This window comes from Escherichia sp. WS1265 (assembly GCF_046487585.1).
Taxonomy (GTDB): Bacteria; Pseudomonadota; Gammaproteobacteria; order Enterobacterales; family Enterobacteriaceae; genus Escherichia; species Escherichia coli.
Window position 1 is genome coordinate 20,026 of the sequence record NZ_JBJQJE010000023.1, and the last position, 17,729, is coordinate 37,754.

17 protein-coding genes are annotated in these 17,729 nt (G+C 52.0%); 10 read left to right on the forward strand and 7 right to left on the reverse strand.

Translation table 11 applies throughout. From position 1 onward, the window contains the following. Positions 1–88: 88 nt before the first annotated feature. From gshB to metK, 6 genes are all read right to left on the reverse strand, one after another. The gene (gene gshB / locus ACJHX3_RS20090; protein ID WP_000593273.1) at positions 89–1,039 is read right to left on the reverse strand and encodes a glutathione synthase; all 951 of its coding nucleotides are present in this window, start codon (positions 1,037–1,039) and stop codon (positions 89–91) included. A gap of 12 nt (positions 1,040–1,051) precedes the next feature. Continuing rightward, positions 1,052–1,783, reverse strand: a complete 732-nt coding sequence (rsmE, locus tag ACJHX3_RS20095; RefSeq protein ID WP_001300912.1) for a 16S rRNA (uracil(1498)-N(3))-methyltransferase — start codon at positions 1,781–1,783, stop codon at positions 1,052–1,054. A 79-nt stretch (positions 1,784–1,862) separates the two neighbouring features. Then, complete coding sequence (gene endA / locus ACJHX3_RS20100; RefSeq protein WP_000286500.1) at positions 1,863–2,570, reverse strand: deoxyribonuclease I; 708 nt, start codon at positions 2,568–2,570, stop codon at positions 1,863–1,865. 94 nt (positions 2,571–2,664) lie between these two features. Continuing rightward, positions 2,665–3,162 (reverse strand): SprT family zinc-dependent metalloprotease, encoded by a 498-nt coding sequence (locus ACJHX3_RS20105; protein ID WP_001300769.1) that lies wholly within the window; start codon positions 3,160–3,162, stop codon positions 2,665–2,667. A 76-nt stretch (positions 3,163–3,238) separates the two neighbouring features. Further along, the gene (gene galP, locus ACJHX3_RS20110; protein ID WP_001112301.1) at positions 3,239–4,633 is read right to left on the reverse strand and encodes a galactose/proton symporter; all 1,395 of its coding nucleotides are present in this window, start codon (positions 4,631–4,633) and stop codon (positions 3,239–3,241) included. A 435-nt stretch (positions 4,634–5,068) separates the two neighbouring features. Continuing rightward, positions 5,069–6,223, reverse strand: a complete 1,155-nt coding sequence (metK, locus tag ACJHX3_RS20115; RefSeq protein ID WP_001062128.1) for a methionine adenosyltransferase — start codon at positions 6,221–6,223, stop codon at positions 5,069–5,071. A 55-nt stretch (positions 6,224–6,278) separates the two neighbouring features. Here metK and yqgD point away from each other — a divergent pair, with 55 nt between their 5' ends. The 5 genes from yqgD (at position 6,279) to speB (ending at position 10,052) form a co-directional block, all read left to right on the forward strand. Next, positions 6,279–6,530: a protein YqgD gene (gene yqgD / locus ACJHX3_RS20120; RefSeq protein ID WP_001303651.1), complete on the forward strand. Its 252-nt coding sequence runs from the start codon at positions 6,279–6,281 to the stop codon at positions 6,528–6,530. Positions 6,531–6,640: 110 nt separating this feature from the next. Further along, positions 6,641–6,784, forward strand: a complete 144-nt coding sequence (yqgG, locus tag ACJHX3_RS20125) for a protein YqgG (RefSeq protein WP_001297404.1) — start codon at positions 6,641–6,643, stop codon at positions 6,782–6,784. A 93-nt stretch (positions 6,785–6,877) separates the two neighbouring features. Continuing rightward, positions 6,878–7,009, forward strand: coding sequence for an acid stress response protein YqgB (yqgB, locus tag ACJHX3_RS20130; RefSeq protein ID WP_001338822.1), 132 nt, complete (start codon positions 6,878–6,880; stop codon positions 7,007–7,009). Between the two features lie 8 nt (positions 7,010–7,017). Next, complete coding sequence (gene speA / locus ACJHX3_RS20135) at positions 7,018–8,994, forward strand: biosynthetic arginine decarboxylase (RefSeq protein WP_001295380.1); 1,977 nt, start codon at positions 7,018–7,020, stop codon at positions 8,992–8,994. Positions 8,995–9,131: 137 nt separating this feature from the next. Further along, positions 9,132–10,052: an agmatinase gene (speB, locus tag ACJHX3_RS20140; RefSeq protein ID WP_000105566.1), complete on the forward strand. Its 921-nt coding sequence runs from the start codon at positions 9,132–9,134 to the stop codon at positions 10,050–10,052. A 205-nt stretch (positions 10,053–10,257) separates the two neighbouring features. Here speB and loiP read toward each other — a convergent pair whose 3' ends face one another. Beyond that, on the reverse strand, positions 10,258–11,016 hold the full coding sequence (gene loiP, locus ACJHX3_RS20145) for a metalloprotease LoiP (RefSeq protein ID WP_001295379.1): 759 nt from the start codon (positions 11,014–11,016) through the stop codon (positions 10,258–10,260). A 277-nt stretch (positions 11,017–11,293) separates the two neighbouring features. Between loiP and tkt the strand changes: the two genes are divergently transcribed. From tkt to glpX, 5 genes are all read left to right on the forward strand, one after another. Beyond that, positions 11,294–13,285 carry a transketolase gene (tkt, locus tag ACJHX3_RS20150; RefSeq protein ID WP_000098614.1) on the forward strand — a complete coding sequence of 664 codons (1,992 nt, stop codon included), beginning with the start codon at positions 11,294–11,296 and terminating at the stop codon, positions 13,283–13,285. A gap of 313 nt (positions 13,286–13,598) precedes the next feature. After that, positions 13,599–14,042, forward strand: a complete 444-nt coding sequence (cmtB, locus tag ACJHX3_RS20155; RefSeq protein WP_001239650.1) for a PTS mannitol transporter subunit IIA — start codon at positions 13,599–13,601, stop codon at positions 14,040–14,042. Positions 14,043–14,069: 27 nt separating this feature from the next. After that, positions 14,070–15,458, forward strand: a complete 1,389-nt coding sequence (gene cmtA, locus ACJHX3_RS20160; RefSeq protein WP_094321961.1) for a PTS mannitol transporter subunit IICB — start codon at positions 14,070–14,072, stop codon at positions 15,456–15,458. A gap of 14 nt (positions 15,459–15,472) precedes the next feature. Then, positions 15,473–16,750, forward strand: coding sequence for a zinc-binding dehydrogenase (locus ACJHX3_RS20165; RefSeq protein ID WP_000853247.1), 1,278 nt, complete (start codon positions 15,473–15,475; stop codon positions 16,748–16,750). Continuing rightward, positions 16,747–17,712 (forward strand): class II fructose-bisphosphatase, encoded by a 966-nt coding sequence (gene glpX, locus ACJHX3_RS20170; protein ID WP_000987283.1) that lies wholly within the window; start codon positions 16,747–16,749, stop codon positions 17,710–17,712. The genes ACJHX3_RS20165 and glpX overlap by 4 nt, the downstream gene beginning before the upstream one ends. The last annotated feature ends 17 nt before the right edge of the window (positions 17,713–17,729 follow it).

The following is a 17,729-nucleotide window of genomic DNA, read 5'->3' on the forward strand; positions in this document are numbered from 1 at the left end:
GGTTCAAAAAAGCAACAGCGCCCAGTATGCGTGGAAAGAAGGGCGCTGTCACTCAGAGTCTCAACGAGATCCTTCTCGCTAAGGTGGGTTACTGCTGCTGTAAACGTGCTTCGATGGCATCCATTAACATTCCGGTGATCGACACCGGAAACTCTGCTTCAATCTCACGAATACAGGTTGGGCTGGTGACGTTAATTTCAGTCAGACGGTCGCCGATGATATCCAGACCAACAAAAATCAGCCCTTTTTCTTTCAGCGTCGGCCCGATCTGACGGGCGATTTTCCAGTCACTTTCCGTCAGCGGACGAGGTTCACCGCGACCACCGGCAGCCAGATTGCCACGGGTTTCGCCCCCCTGCGGAATACGCGCCAGGCAGTACGGTACCGGCTCGCCATCCACCACCAGCACGCGTTTGTCGCCATCTTTAATGGCTGGCAGGTAATTTTGCGCCATGCAGTAGCGAGTGCCATGCTCAGTCAGGGTTTCGGCAATCACGCCGAGGTTTGGATCGCCTTCTTTCACGCGGAAAATCGACGCGCCGCCCATACCGTCCAGCGGCTTAAGAATGATGTCGCTGTGTTTCTCCCAGAACGCTTTTAGCTGCGCTTTATTGCGCGTAACCAGCGTTTCTGGCGTTAAGTCAGAGAACCAGGCGGTAAACAGTTTCTCGTTACAGTCGCGCAGGCTCTGCGGCTTGTTAACGATCAGCGTCCCTTTCTCTTCGGCACGTTCCAGAATATAGGTCGCGTAGATAAACTCGGTATCAAACGGCGGGTCTTTACGCATCAGGATCACATCGAGATCGGCCAGCGGCAGATCCTGTTCACCGACGAACGAAAACCACTCTTCGTAGTTCTGCTTCACGTTCAGCGTGCGGGTATGGGCGCGGGCTTCGCCATTGATCAGATACAGATCGCCCATCTCCATATAGTGAAGTTCGTAACCACGACGCTGTGCTTCCAGCAACATAGCGAAACTGGAATCTTTCTTGATGTTGATGTTTGCGATGGGGTCCATCACGATGCCGAGCTTGATCATTATTCTTCTCCGTTAGCCCAAATCGCCAAATCGTACTTGTAGCGCGGTAATGGCGGTGAGCGCAGTTGTCTCTGTACGCAAAACGCGAGGTCCCAACAGGATATCAGTAAATTGATAGCGGGCAGTCATGGCAATTTCATCTGCCGATAAACCGCCTTCCGGGCCAATCAGCAGGCGGACGCGTTCAACCGGTAACGGCAACGTATTGATGCTGTTACTGGCGCGCGGGTGAAGATTCAGTTTCAGTCCTTCATCCTGCTCTGCACACCAGGCTTCCAGATCCATCGCTGGACGGATTTCCGGCACCCGGTTACGACCACACTGCTCACAGGCAGCAATTGCAATCTTCTGCCACTGCTGGAGCTTCTTGTTCAGACGTTCACTATCCAGTTTAACGCCGCAGCGCTCAGAAAAAAGTGGCGTAATGAGGCTTACACCGAGTTCGATCGATTTCTGGATCGTAAATTCCATTTTTTCACCACGCGACATCACCTGACCGAGGTGAATATGCAGCGGAGATTCGCGATCGTCGAGCTGGCCTTCCAGCACCTTCACTTCCACGCTTTTTTTGCTGGCGCTGGTAATTTCGGCGTCAAAGACCTGGTTGCTACCGTCAAACAATTGCAACGCCTGCCCCGGCCCCATGCGCAGTACGCGCCCGATATGGTTGGCGGCATCTTCGCAAAGCGCGATGTGAGAATGGCTGGTCAGTGGTTCAGGATGATAAATGCGGGGGATACGCATAGTTAAAAATCCGCGTCGTCTCCCCACGCGGTTGTACGCGTGGGGTAGGGGTTAACAAAAAGAATCCCGCTAGTGTAGGTTAGCTCTTTCGCGCCTGGCAAGCGCGTTGCACATACGGGTTATGATTGCCCTGCACCTTCGCGATGCGTTCATCGCGCTCGCACTCCCAGTCGGTAACCGGATACATCTTGTTCCATGCGTTGAACAGCTGCGTTTGCTGGCGAGAGAGTGTCAGGTTGTATTGGTCGCGCATATAGAAGTAGGTGCGCGCAATGGCACCGCGTGCACGCGCTGGTGGTTCGGCAGCTTTTTCTTTGAAATCGACCTTCATGGCGCATTGACCGTACTGGCCTTCGCCGCCATTCCACTGGCTGTACATAAAGTTGCCGCGATCGCCATTCACCTCACCGACTGACGGCTGCAGGTTATGCATATCGCTTTCCATCTTGCGATAGACCGGATCTTTAGCGCAGTTTTTACGTCCACCGTCCTGCCAGCACTGGCGCTGGTGACCGAATTGCCAGGCGGGAACGACGTGTTCCCACTCTACGCGGCTGGCGCGGTTTTCATTTTTGCGCACCTGATAGCCGCACGATTGCAGATCAACAACGCCTTTTTTGCCCTGCCAGTTAATTTTACATCCGCAATAAAACGTACCGGGCGCGTCAGCGTGGACTTTTACCGCCGCGGCTTTCGCCTGAGAAAAACTATTGATACCTTCGGCCAACGCCGGGCCGGAAAATGCTGCGCTCAGTACCACCGCAGCAATAGACAAATAACGGTACATCACTTACTCCGTGTTAAAACGAGCCAGCAACGTAGCGAAAGTTGTTTTGGTATGCAATCAGCCAGATCAGGAAAGTTCCTGATAGTTCAGATGGTTATTTCGCAACCAGCTGTTCACCGCAGTGAACACAGCGATAGACGGCCTCGCCACGAACTACGCGATTATGGCGGCGTACGGTAAGCTGATGCTCCTGGCACTTGCAGCGGTAGGGGAAGGTGTTGCGACGCACGGATTGCAGTTCGAACTGATGCGTACGACGGGCGGGAACACCCAGCACGTTTTCCATCATCCACTTCCACTCTTTGCCATGTGGCGCTACGCGGCCGAAATGTTTCCATACCAGCAAATGTGCCAGTTCGTGCGGCACCACTTCTTCAATAAAGGCTTCACTGTTTTCCAACAGCAAAACGGGATTGAGGCGAATTTCATAGCTTTCCAGCCAGGCTGTTCCGGCGGAGGTTCCGCGCTGGGTGTAAGAGAGTTTTGGCTCCGGGTAGTTACGCCCTAGCTTCAGGTTGGCCTGGGCGAGTTTTTCCCGCAGGCGACGCATAACGGCCTGTTGGATGGCGATAGGGAGACGGGATGTTTTCATAGCGGCAGAGGATAGAGCGAAGAAAAGATGACTGCAAGAGGTGGCTTCCTCCGCGATGGGAGGAAGCTTGGGGAGATTAATCGTGAGCGCCTATTTCGCGCAGTTTACGACCTTTCATCAGATTACGTTCAATATGTTCCAGCGAAACGTGTTTGGTTTCCGGTACCAGCCACAATGTCAGCAGGATAAACAGTACGTTCAGAGCCGCATACACCCAGAAGGTGTTGGCGTTACCCAGCGTGTTGAGCATGGTCAGGAACGTTGCGCCAACGATCATGTTGGCAATCCAGTTGGTGGCAGTGGAGCAGGTGATGCCAAAATCGCGGCCTTTCAGCGGCTGAATTTCGGAGCACAGTACCCAAATCAGCGGACCGGCACTCATGGCAAAACCGACAATAAACATCAGCAGCATGGCGATGGCGAAATACTGCGCCGACGGAGAGTGAATACCGATATGCATCATTGTACCGAGTACGCCCATGCCAGCAGCCATCACCAGGAAGCCCAGCGTTAGCGTTGGTTTACGTCCCCAGCGGTCAACAAGGCCGATTGCGATAAAGGTGGCAAGTACGTTGGTCAGGCCGACAATCACGGTCCCCCACATTTGCTCGGTAGTGTTGGTATAACCCGCCAGTTCGAAGATTTTCGGCGCGTAATACATGATGACGTTCATCCCGGTGAATTGCTGCATTACCTGCAACAGTACGCCAAGGAACACCGCGCGGCGGAAGTTGCTGTTCTCTTTAAACAGCGCCCAGCCACTCTGTTTAACCTGCAAACTTTCACGGATTTCATCCAGTTCGCGTTTCGCTTCCGCGCTGGTGTCACGCAGGCGTAGCAGCACGCGTTCGGCATCAACAAAACGGCGTTTGGCGGCAAACCAACGTGGGCTGTCTGGCAGGAAGAAGACACCAATCAGCAGCAAAATTGCCGGGATGATAATCACACCCAGCATCCAGCGCCATGCACCGGTGTAGCTGAAGGCTGTATCAGAAAGATAAGCACCGAGGATCCCGATAGTGATCATCAACTGATACATCGAGATCATACTGCCACGAATTTTTTCCGGCGCAATTTCAGAGAGGTACAGCGGTGCGGTATAAGAGGCCACACCCACCGCCAGCCCCAGTAGAACGCGGGAAAGAATCAGTACTTCAACGTTTGGCGCAGCCGCAGAGAACAGCGAACCGGCAACAAACAAAATTGCGCCGATCATCAGGCTCTTTTTGCGCCCGAGTTTAAAGGAGAGCCAGCCGCTGCCCACCGCACCGACTGCCGCACCGAACATCATGGAGCTTACGACCCATTCTTGCGTGTGCGAAGTAATCTGGAATTCATCTGCAATAAACGGCAGTGCGCCAGCAATTACACCGATATCCAGGCCAAAGAGTAATCCCGCCAGAGCGGCAAGGAAGCAGACGAAAAACGTCATTGCCTTGTTTGACCGCCCCTGTTTTTTAGCGTCAGGCATGATGCCCTCCAATATGGTTATTTTTTATTGTGAATTAAGATAGGTGAGTACGACGTAAAAAGATGTGAAGCAAATCACATCAGTGTAATCGCTTACACTAACATTTATCTTAGTTATGGTTTAAGTGCATGAAAATAATTGAGTTATATCATCATAGATTAAACGCTGTTATCTGCAATTAAGACTTTACTGAAAAGAAATGTAACAACTGTGAAAACTGAATAATAATATGAAAATATTACAAATATTTGGCTGGTGTTATTGGTGTAATCGGTTTCAGTAGTGATGATAATTTGCGATAAAACGTGTTGAGGAAGAATGATGTTATTGTGCGGGCAGCTTTTTGCCGGATGCGGCGTGAATGCCTATCCACCGCGGTGAGGTAAAAGAAAAAGGCCAGCGCGAGGCTGGCCTTTGAAAGCAGGTGAAGAAAGATTACTTCAGACCGGCAGCATCGCGCAGCAGCTGCGCTTTGTCGGTTTTTTCCCACGGGAAATGTTCACGACCAAAGTGACCGTATGCTGCGGTTTCTTTGTAGATCGGGTGCAGCAGATCCAGCATCTGAATCAGACCGTATGGGCGCAGGTCGAAGAACTCACGTACCAGCAGAGTCAGTTGTTCAGAAGGCACTTTCTCAGTACCGAAAGTTTCTACCATGATGGAGGTCGGTTCAGCCACGCCGATTGCGTAGGAAACCTGAATTTCACAACGATCGGCCAGGCCAGCAGCAACGATGTTTTTCGCGACATAACGTGCTGCGTAGGCTGCGGAACGGTCCACTTTTGATGGATCTTTACCAGAGAATGCTCCGCCACCGTGACGTGCCATGCCGCCGTAGGTATCAACGATAATTTTACGACCAGTCAGACCGCAGTCACCCATCGGGCCACCGATAACAAAACGACCGGTCGGGTTGATGAAGAATTTGGTGGCAGAAGTCAGCCATTCAGCGGGCAGAATCGGCTTGATGATCTCTTCCATTACCGCTTCTTGCAGCGATTTCTGGTCGATCTCTTCAGAGTGCTGAGTGGAAAGCACGACAGCATCAATACCAACGATTTTGCCGTCGTCATACTGGAAAGTCACCTGGCTTTTCGCGTCCGGGCGCAGCCACGGCAGAGTACCGTTTTTACGCACTTCAGCCTGACGCTGTACCAGACGGTGTGCATAGGTGATAGGTGCTGGCATCAGCACGTCGGTTTCATTAGTTGCGTAGCCAAACATCAGACCCTGGTCACCCGCGCCCTGTTCCAGCGGATCGGCACGGTCAACGCCCTGGTTGATGTCAGGAGACTGTTTGCCGATAGCACTCAGAACCGCACAGGAGTTAGCGTCAAAGCCCATGTCGGAATGTACATAGCCAATTTCGCGAACGGTGTTACGGGTGATCTCTTCGATGTCTACCCAGGCGCTAGTGGTGATTTCGCCGCCAACTAAAACCATGCCGGTTTTTACGTAGGTTTCGCAAGCAACGCGTGCTTTCGGATCCTGTTCGAGGATCGCGTCTAAAACGGCATCAGAGATTTGGTCAGCAATTTTGTCAGGATGCCCTTCAGAGACGGACTCGGACGTAAAAAGGTGTTTTGCCATATTTAATATCACCTAAAGAGAATTTGGTTAGCTCAAACTGTTGTGTGGATTTTCTGTGGTAGCGGATCCTACCACGACTCTGCAGGTTAAAAACACTGGCAGTCTGAGTGTTAATCGGTATGGATGGATTAACATCTGGATGGCTATTTTAGGTCAATTCTTCACCCGATTTCCACTTTTTTTTGAATCGTGTCTCATTCTGTTAAAAACGTGGCTGGAAATTTTTCCTGACAATGCCGGCATTCTGCGTATTTATCTTTTGCAATTTTCTGCCATTGTGGGGTATAAAACGCGGCGCGCGGCTTAAATAAAAAGCACACGACGTTTCTTTCGTGTTGCCACTTCCAGCCGGGTTGAAATCAGAGTTTTGGCTTGTGGGTTCGTCTTAACAGGCGGCCGTGGAGGTGATACGAAATAATGAACCGTTGTCTGCTGCTTAACCTGTCTCACCGTTCTGGTGAAGATTCGTTCCCCGCACTCTGCATCTCTGCTTTGCATACCTGCCGATGTTATACCCATCTCGGCGCTTCTCAGGATTCAAGAGCTGGTTACAGTTACTGAGGACTGAACAAGGGCGCTCTTGTAAAAACAAGAGTTTTCTCGTGGTTTCGCCGAACTGTCACACTTACGTTCGGTTATGTGCTTAATAATGTTATGAAAAAGAAACCGGTTGCGCAGTCGGAGCGTCAGCATACACTGCTGGAAAATCCATGTGCTTATGGGTTGTTATCGCAGTTCCAGGCTGCGATAGTCGTTAACTGTTTTACACTTAATAAAATAATTTGAGGTTCGCTATGTCTGACGACATGTCTATGGGTTTGCCTTCGTCAGCGGGCGAACACGGTGTACTACGCTCCATGCAGGAGGTTGCAATGAGCTCCCAGGAAGCCAGCAAGATGCTGCGTACTTACAATATTGCCTGGTGGGGCAATAACTACTATGACGTTAACGAGCTGGGCCACATCAGCGTGTGCCCGGACCCGGACGTCCCGGAAGCTCGCGTCGATCTCGCGCAGTTAGTGAAAACTCGTGAAGCACAGGGTCAGCGTCTGCCTGCACTGTTCTGTTTCCCACAGATCCTGCAGCACCGTTTGCGTTCCATTAACGCCGCGTTCAAACGTGCGCGGGAATCCTACGGCTATAACGGCGATTACTTCCTTGTTTATCCGATCAAAGTTAACCAGCACCGCCGCGTGATTGAGTCCCTGATTCATTCGGGCGAACCGCTGGGACTGGAAGCAGGCTCGAAAGCAGAGTTGATGGCGGTGCTGGCACATGCTGGCATGACCCGTAGCGTCATCGTCTGCAACGGTTATAAAGACCGCGAATATATCCGCCTGGCATTAATTGGCGAGAAGATGGGCCACAAGGTCTACCTGGTCATTGAGAAGATGTCAGAAATCGCCATTGTGCTGGATGAAGCAGAACGTCTGAATGTCGTTCCTCGTCTGGGCGTGCGTGCACGTCTGGCTTCGCAGGGCTCGGGTAAATGGCAGTCCTCCGGCGGGGAAAAATCGAAGTTCGGCCTGGCTGCGACTCAGGTACTGCAACTGGTTGAAACCCTGCGTGAAGCCGGGCGTCTCGACAGCCTGCAACTACTGCACTTCCACCTCGGTTCGCAGATGGCGAATATTCGCGATATCGCCACAGGCGTTCGTGAATCGGCGCGTTTCTATGTGGAACTGCACAAGCTGGGCGTCAATATTCAGTGCTTCGACGTCGGCGGCGGTCTGGGCGTGGACTATGAAGGCACCCGTTCGCAGTCTGACTGCTCCGTAAACTACGGCCTCAATGAATATGCCAACAACATCATCTGGGCGATTGGTGATGCGTGTGAAGAAAACGGTCTGCCGCATCCGACGGTAATCACCGAATCGGGTCGTGCGGTGACTGCGCATCACACCGTGCTGGTGTCTAATATCATCGGCGTGGAACGTAACGAATACACGGTGCCGACCGCGCCTGCAGAAGATGCGCCGCGCGCGCTGCAAAGCATGTGGGAAACCTGGCAGGAGATGCACGAACCGGGAACTCGCCGTTCTCTGCGTGAATGGTTACACGACAGTCAGATGGATCTGCACGACATTCATATCGGCTACTCTTCCGGCACCTTTAGCCTGCAAGAACGTGCATGGGCAGAACAACTCTATCTGAGCATGTGCCATGAAGTGCAGAAGCAACTGGATCCGCAAAACCGTGCGCATCGTCCGATAATCGACGAACTGCAGGAACGTATGGCGGACAAAATGTACGTCAATTTCTCGCTGTTCCAGTCAATGCCGGACGCATGGGGGATCGACCAGTTGTTCCCGGTTCTGCCGCTGGAAGGGCTGGATCAAGTGCCGGAACGTCGCGCTGTGCTGCTGGATATTACCTGTGACTCTGACGGTGCTATCGACCACTATATTGATGGTGATGGTATTGCCACGACAATGCCAATGCCGGAGTACGATCCAGAGAATCCGCCGATGCTCGGTTTCTTTATGGTCGGCGCATATCAGGAGATCCTTGGCAATATGCACAACCTGTTCGGTGATACCGAAGCGGTTGACGTGTTCGTGTTCCCTGACGGTAGCGTAGAAGTAGAACTGTCTGACGAAGGCGATACCGTGGCAGACATGCTGCAATATGTACAGCTCGATCCGAAAACGCTGTTAACCCAGTTCCGCGATCAAGTGAAGAAAACCGATCTTGATGCTGAACTGCAACAACAGTTCCTTGAAGAGTTCGAGGCAGGTTTGTACGGTTATACTTATCTTGAAGATGAGTAAGTCCTGTGTTACTTGAATCCGCTTAATTTAGCGGTGATAATCCGCCACAATTTATTGTGACAAATCCAACCCTTCCTCGTCGGGCCTAACGACGCGGAAGGGTTTTTTTATATCGACTTTGTAATAGGAGTCCATCCATGAGCACCTTAGGTCATCAATACGATAACTCACTGGTTTCCAACGCCTTTGGTTTTTTACGCCTGCCGATGAACTTCCAGCCGTATGACAGCGATGCCGACTGGGTGATCACCGGCGTGCCGTTCGACATGGCCACCTCTGGCCGTGCGGGTGGTCGCCACGGTCCGGCAGCGATCCGTCAGGTTTCGACGAATCTGGCCTGGGAACACAACCGCTTCCCGTGGAATTTCGACATGCGTGAGCGTCTGAACGTCGTGGACTGCGGCGATCTGGTATATGCCTTTGGCGATGCCCGTGAGATGAGCGAGAAGCTGCAGGCGCACGCCGAGAAGCTGCTGGCTGCCGGTAAGCGTATGCTCTCCTTCGGTGGTGACCACTTTGTTACGCTGCCGCTGCTGCGTGCTCATGCGAAGCATTTCGGCAAAATGGCGCTGGTACACTTTGACGCCCACACCGATACCTACGCGAACGGTTGTGAATTTGACCACGGCACCATGTTCTATACCGCGCCGAAAGAAGGTCTGATCGACCCGAATCATTCCGTGCAGATTGGTATTCGTACCGAGTTTGATAAAGACAACGGTTTTACCGTGCTGGACGCCTGCCAGGTGAACGATCGCAGCGTGGATGACGTTATCGCCCAAGTGAAACAGATTGTGGGTGATATGCCGGTTTACCTGACCTTTGATATCGACTGCCTGGATCCTGCTTTCGCGCCGGGAACCGGTACGCCAGTGATTGGCGGCCTGACCTCCGATCGCGCCATTAAACTGGTACGCGGCCTGAAAGATCTCAACATCGTTGGGATGGACGTAGTGGAAGTGGCTCCGGCATACGATCAGTCGGAAATCACCGCTCTGGCTGCGGCGACGCTGGCGCTGGAGATGCTCTATATTCAGGCGGCGAAAAAGGGCGAGTAAGCACCAGATGCGATGCGCACGGGTAAAACGTGCCATTAATGTCGGATGCGGCGTGAACGCCTTATCCGACCTACGTTCGGCACCCGTAGGCCGGATAAGATGCGCCAGCATCGCATCCGGCAATGCGCACAGGGTAACAAATGTGCCATTCATGTCAGAAGGGGCGTGAACGCCTTATCTGACCTACGTTCGACACCACCAGGCTTTACTTAATCCCATCTGCGCTCATACGATCGCGAATATGCTGGGCGCGTTCGGCGGATGCAGGATGGTCGTCAAACATTGAGCTTTGGCGACCTTCTTCCAGTTTTGCCAGTTTTTCAAAGCTGGTGGCAAGACCTGCCGGGCTGATGCCGCGTTGGCGCAGAAGATCGTAAGAATAATCATCGGCTTCTGCTTCCTGGCGCTGGGAGAATTGCGAATTGACTAATTTCTCGCCCAGATCACCGAGTTGTGATTGAGATAAACTGCCGACAATCCCGCCCGCAGAGGCCGCAGCTACTCGCACGGCATTTGTACCAAGTGCCACCTGCATTCCTTTTTTCACATGGCCTAATGCCACGTGCCCCATTTCGTGACCGATCACCGCTTCGACTTCGTTATCCGTCATCATATCCATCAGCCCGCTATAGACACGGATACAGCCGTTAGCCATTGCAAAGGCGTTCACATCCTTCGCCATATACACTTTGTAATTTACCGGCTGACCGTTGATATTGTTGCCTAGCGCATTGGCAATAGTTGTCAGACGTTTAGCGTATTCGCTATTGGCTGGCGCAATCGTCGCCTTGCTGTCCATCTCCTGACATGCCTGATCGCTCAGGGTTTTCACCTGCTCATCACTCAAACTGTAAGCCTGAAAAGCTTCCGCTCCTGATGAGAGCAGTCCGTTGGAGTCCATATTCTGGCAACCGGTCAGTACCGTTGCCACGCTCATTGCTACCAATAAGGCGCGAATTTTCATGTTTTCTCTTCCGCACAAGGTCAGGATTATTCTAAAAATGCGCCGTTTGCAGGTGAATCGACGCTCAGTCTCAGTATAAGGAAAAGCGCAACGGACGGGCGAGTAGATTGCGCAACATGCGAGCATGATCCAGAGATTTCTGAAGCAGCAAAAGGATGTTCCATGTACATGACGCGCGGCTTGCGGTAAATTGTTGGCAAATTTTCCGGCGTAGCCCAAAACGCGCTGTCGTCAAGTCGTTAAGGGCGTGCCCTTCATCATCCGATCTGGAGTCAAAATGTCCTCACGTAAAGAGCTTGCCAATGCTATTCGTGCGCTGAGCATGGACGCAGTACAGAAAGCCAAATCCGGTCACCCGGGTGCCCCTATGGGTATGGCTGACATTGCCGAAGTCCTGTGGCGTGATTTCCTGAAACACAACCCGCAGAATCCGTCCTGGGCTGACCGTGACCGCTTCGTGCTGTCCAACGGCCACGGCTCCATGCTGATCTACAGCCTGCTGCACCTCACCGGTTACGATCTGCCGATGGAAGAACTGAAAAACTTCCGTCAGCTGCACTCTAAAACTCCGGGCCACCCGGAAGTAGGTTATACCGCTGGTGTGGAAACCACCACCGGTCCGCTGGGTCAGGGTATTGCCAACGCAGTCGGTATGGCGATTGCAGAAAAAACGCTGGCGGCGCAGTTTAACCGTCCAGGTCACGACATTGTCGACCACTACACCTACGCCTTCATGGGCGACGGCTGCATGATGGAAGGCATCTCCCACGAAGTTTGCTCTCTGGCGGGTACGCTGAAGCTGGGTAAACTGATTGCGTTCTACGATGACAACGGTATCTCAATCGATGGTCACGTTGAAGGCTGGTTCACTGACGACACCGCAATGCGTTTCGAAGCTTACGGCTGGCACGTTATTCGCGACATCGACGGTCATGACGCGGCATCCATCAAACGCGCAGTAGAAGAAGCGCGCGCAGTGACTGACAAACCGTCCCTGCTGATGTGCAAAACCATCATCGGTTTCGGTTCCCCGAACAAAGCCGGTACCCACGACTCCCACGGTGCGCCGCTGGGCGACGCTGAAATTGCCCTGACCCGCGAACAGCTGGGCTGGAAATACGCGCCGTTCGAAATCCCGTCTGAAATCTATGCTCAGTGGGATGCGAAAGAAGCAGGCCAGGCGAAAGAATCTGCATGGAATGAGAAGTTTGCGGCTTACGCGAAAGCTTATCCGCAGGAAGCGGCTGAATTTACCCGCCGTATGAAAGGCGAAATGCCGTCTGACTTCGACGCCAAAGCGAAAGAGTTTATCGCTAAACTGCAGGCTAATCCGGCGAAAATCGCCAGCCGTAAAGCGTCGCAGAATGCTATCGAAGCGTTCGGCCCGCTGTTGCCTGAATTCCTCGGCGGCTCTGCTGACCTGGCACCGTCTAACCTGACCCTGTGGTCTGGTTCTAAAGCAATCAACGAAGATGCTGCAGGTAACTACATCCACTACGGTGTTCGCGAGTTCGGTATGACCGCGATTGCTAACGGTATCTCCCTGCACGGTGGTTTCCTGCCGTACACCTCCACCTTCCTGATGTTCGTGGAATACGCACGTAACGCCGTACGTATGGCTGCGCTGATGAAACAGCGTCAGGTGATGGTTTACACCCACGACTCCATCGGTCTGGGCGAAGATGGCCCGACTCACCAGCCGGTTGAGCAGGTCGCTTCTCTGCGCGTGACCCCGAACATGTCTACATGGCGTCCGTGTGACCAGGTTGAATCCGCGGTCGCGTGGAAATACGGCGTTGAGCGTCAGGACGGCCCGACTGCGCTTATCCTCTCCCGTCAGAACCTGGCGCAGCAGGAACGAACTGAAGAGCAACTGGCAAACATCGCGCGCGGTGGTTATGTGCTGAAAGACTGCGCCGGTCAGCCGGAACTGATTTTCATCGCTACCGGTTCAGAAGTTGAACTGGCTGTTGCTGCCTACGAAAAACTGACTGCCGAAGGCGTGAAAGCGCGCGTGGTGTCCATGCCGTCTACCGACGCATTTGACAAGCAGGATGCTGCTTACCGTGAATCCGTACTGCCGAAAGCGGTTACTGCACGCGTTGCTGTAGAAGCGGGTATTGCTGACTACTGGTACAAGTATGTTGGCCTGAACGGTGCTATCGTCGGTATGACCACCTTCGGTGAATCTGCTCCGGCAGAGCTGCTGTTTGAAGAGTTCGGCTTCACTGTTGATAACGTTGTTGCGAAAGCAAAAGAACTGCTGTAATTAGCATTTCGGGTAAAAAGGTCGCTTCGGCGACCTTTTTTATTACCTTGATATGTCCGTTTGCGGACAAGCAATAGATAAAGCGTGTTGTAGATCACAAATATTTATATGCAATAAATATCAATTATGTAATATGCATCACGATATGCGTATTGACATTTGTTGTTATAACTATAACTCAATGTTATATAAGAAATTAATAATTAACTGTTTTCAAAACACCGGTTTCCCTGCTCAATTGCTTTCATTAAACCGCACGAGTATTTTATTTTTACCGCCGGACGGTACCCTAAAAATAAAATAAGGATAATTTATGCGGCTTAGTGATTATTTTCCAGAATCATCAATCTCAGTTATACATTCAGCAAAAGATTGGCAGGAAGCTATCGATTTCTCGATGGTATCATTGCTGGATAAAAACTATATCAGCGAGAATTACATTCAGGCAATTAAAGATTCCACCATTAACAATGGCCCTTATTATATTCTCGCACCAGGCGTGGCAATGCCTCATGCGCGACCGGAATGTGGGGCGCTTAAAACCGGGATGTCTTTGACATTACTTGAACAAGGTGTTTATTTTCCGGGGAATGACGAACCAATTAAATTACTCATCGGACTCTCTGCTGCCGATGCCGATTCGCACATTGGCGCTATTCAGGCGTTAAGTGAATTACTGTGCGAAGAAGAAATACTCGAACAACTCTTAACAGCATCATCAGAAAAACAATTAGCGGACATTATCAGCCGCGGATAATTACTCTCTCCTCTACAGGATAATATTATGGAAAACAAGTCTGCTCGTGCAAAGGTCCAGGCTTTTGGGGGCTTTTTGACTGCAATGGTCATCCCCAATATTGGTGCTTTTATTGCCTGGGGTTTTATTACTGCGTTATTTATTCCCACCGGTTGGCTGCCTAACGAACATTTCGCCAAAATTGTCGGCCCGATGATTACCTATTTATTGCCCGTGATGATTGGTTCTACCGGTGGTCATCTGGTCGGCGGTAAACGCGGCGCGGTCATGGGCGGAATAGGTACTATTGGTGTGATCGTCGGCGCAGAGATCCCGATGTTCCTTGGCTCAATGATTATGGGGCCGCTCGGTGGGCTGGTCATAAAATATGTTGATAAGGCACTGGAAAAACGCATACCTGCTGGTTTTGAGATGGTTATCAATAACTTCTCATTAGGTATCGTGGGGATGCTCCTTTGTCTGCTGGGTTTTGAAGTGATCGGCCCGGCGGTGTTAATTGCCAATACTTTCGTCAAAGAGTGTATTGAGGCGCTGGTACATGCGGGTTATCTGCCATTGTTGTCAGTCATCAATGAACCGGCGAAAGTGCTTTTCCTCAATAATGCGATCGATCAGGGCGTCTATTATCCGCTGGGAATGCAACAGGCTTCGGTTAACGGTAAATCCATCTTCTTTATGGTGGCCTCTAACCCAGGTCCGGGCCTGGGGCTGCTGCTGGCGTTTACCTTGTTTGGTAAAGGGATGAGTAAACGTTCTGCGCCCGGGGCGATGATTATTCACTTCCTCGGTGGGATCCACGAACTGTATTTCCCGTATGTGCTGATGAAGCCGCTGACCATTATTGCCATGATTGCGGGCGGTATGTCTGGCACCTGGATGTTTAACTTACTGGACGGTGGTCTGGTGGCTGGCCCAAGTCCGGGGTCTATCTTTGCTTACCTGGCACTGACGCCGAAAGGCTCGTTCCTGGCGACAATTGCCGGTGTTACGGTAGGTACCCTGGTGTCCTTTGCTATTACTTCGCTGATACTGAAGATGGAAAAAACGGTGGAAACGGAGAGCGAAGATGAGTTTGCTCAGTCAGCCAATGCGGTTAAGGCGATGAAACAAGAGGGTGCATTCTCGTTAAGCAGGGTTAAGCGTATCGCCTTTGTTTGCGATGCGGGGATGGGCTCCAGTGCGATGGGCGCGACCACCTTCCGTAAACGCCTGGAAAAAGCGGGGCTGGCAATTGAAGTAAAACATTACGCCATAGAAAACGTGCCTGCGGATGCGGATATCGTCGTTACTCATGCCAGTCTGGAAGGGCGCGTGAAACGTGTGACGGATAAACCACTGATATTGATTAATAACTATATTGGCGATCCAAAACTCGACACTTTATTTAATCAATTAACCGCCGAACATAAACACTGATTACAGAGGTAAAAATGAAAACCAAAGTTGCTGCTATTTATGGCAAGCGGGATGTCCGTCTGCGCGTATTTGAACTGCCAGAAATTACCGATAATGAATTACTGGTGAGTGTAATTTCTGACAGCGTCTGTTTATCGACCTGGAAAGCGGCGTTACTCGGTAGTGAACATAAACGCGTACCCGACGATTTAGAAAATCATCCGGTCATTACCGGGCATGAATGTGCCGGGGTTATTGTCGAAGTGGGTAAAAATCTCACTGGCAAATATAAAAAAGGCCAGCGTTTTGTATTGCAACCGGCGATGGGGTTACCAAGCGGATATTCAGCGGGCTACAGCTACGAATATTTTGGCGGCAATGCCACTTATATGATTATTCCCGAAATCGCCATTAATTTGGGCTGCGTATTACCGTATCACGGCTCTTATTTTGCTGCGGCGTCGCTGGCAGAGCCTATGTGCTGCATTATTGGTGCTTATCATGCCAATTATCACACCACGCAATATGTTTATGAGCATCGCATGGGCGTCAAACCTGGCGGCAATATTGCACTGCTGGCGTGTGCAGGTCCGATGGGCATTGGCGCTATCGATTACGCCATTAACGGCGGCATACAACCGTCGCGGGTGGTGGTGGTCGATATCGACGACAAACGTCTGGCGCAGGTACAGAAGCTGCTGCCGGTGGAACTGGCGGCCAGTAAAGGCATTGAGCTGGTGTATGTGAATACCAAAGGGATGAGCGATCCTGTCCAGATGCTGCGGGCGCTGACAGGAGATGCCGGGTTCGATGACATTTTTGTTTATGCGGCGGTGCCTGCTGTCGTTGAGATGGCTGATGAATTACTGGCGGAAGATGGCTGTCTGAACTTCTTTGCCGGGCCGACGGATAAAAACTTCAAAGTGCCGTTTAATTTCTACAACGTCCATTACAACAGCACGCACGTCGTCGGTACATCTGGCGGTTCAACGGACGACATGAAAGAGGCGATTGCCCTTAGCGCCACTGGGCAGTTACAGCCGTCGTTTATGGTGACCCATATCGGTGGCCTGGATGCGGTGCCAGAAACCGTGCTCAATCTGCCGGATATCCCTGGCGGTAAAAAACTCATTTATAACGGCGTGACCATGCCGCTCACTGCCATTGCCGATTTTGCCGAAAAAGGCAAAACCGATCCGCTGTTTAAAGAGTTGGCGCGGCTGGTTGAGGAAACGCACGGCATCTGGAATGAACAGGCCGAGAAATATCTGCTGGCACAATTTGGCGTTGATATCGGGGAGGCCGCGCAATGATGTCCCTGGCGTGGCCATTATTTCGCGTTACGGAACAGGCAGCGTTGGCTGCCTGGCCGCAAACCGGATGTGGCGACAAAAATAAAATTGATGGCCTGGCGGTCACCGCGATGCGCCAGGCATTAAACGACGTCGCTTTTCGTGGACGAGTGGTTATCGGCGAAGGAGAAATTGACCATGCGCCGATGCTGTGGATTGGCGAAGAGGTGGGCAAAGGCGATGGGCCAGAAGTCGATATCGCGGTTGATCCCATTGAAGGCACGCGGATGGTGGCGATGGGGCAGAGCAATGCGCTGGCGGTCATGGCTTTCGCCCCTCGAGATAGCCTGTTACATGCGCCCGATATGTATATGAAAAAGCTGGTTGTTAATCGGCTGGCGGCGGGCGCGATTGATCTGTCTTTGCCTCTGACGGACAACCTGCGCAACGTGGCGAAAGCGTTAGGCAAACCGCTGGATAAGCTGCGCATGGTTACGCTGGATAAACCGCGCCTGAGTGCCGCGATTGAGGAAGCAACACAGCTGGGCGTGAAGGTTTTTGCCCTGCCGGATGGCGATGTCGCCGCCAGCGTGCTGACCTGCTGGCAGGATAATCCTTACGATGTGATGTACACCATCGGCGGTGCGCCAGAAGGCGTGATTTCTGCCTGTGCCGTTAAAGCATTAGGCGGGGATATGCAGGCCGAGCTGATTGACTTTTGCCAGGCTAAAGGGGATTACACGGAAAATCGGCAGATTGCAGAGCAGGAGCGCAAGCGTTGCAAGGCAATGGGCGTTGACGTTAACCGTGTGTACTCGCTCGATGAACTGGTGAGGGGGAACGATATCCTCTTTAGCGCTACGGGCGTGACGGGCGGTGAGCTGGTGAACGGTATCCAACAGACGGCGAATGGGGTGCGGACGCAGACATTACTGATCGGCGGCGCGGACCAAACGTGTAATATAATAGACTCCCTGCATTGATGGTGATCTATCGGAAG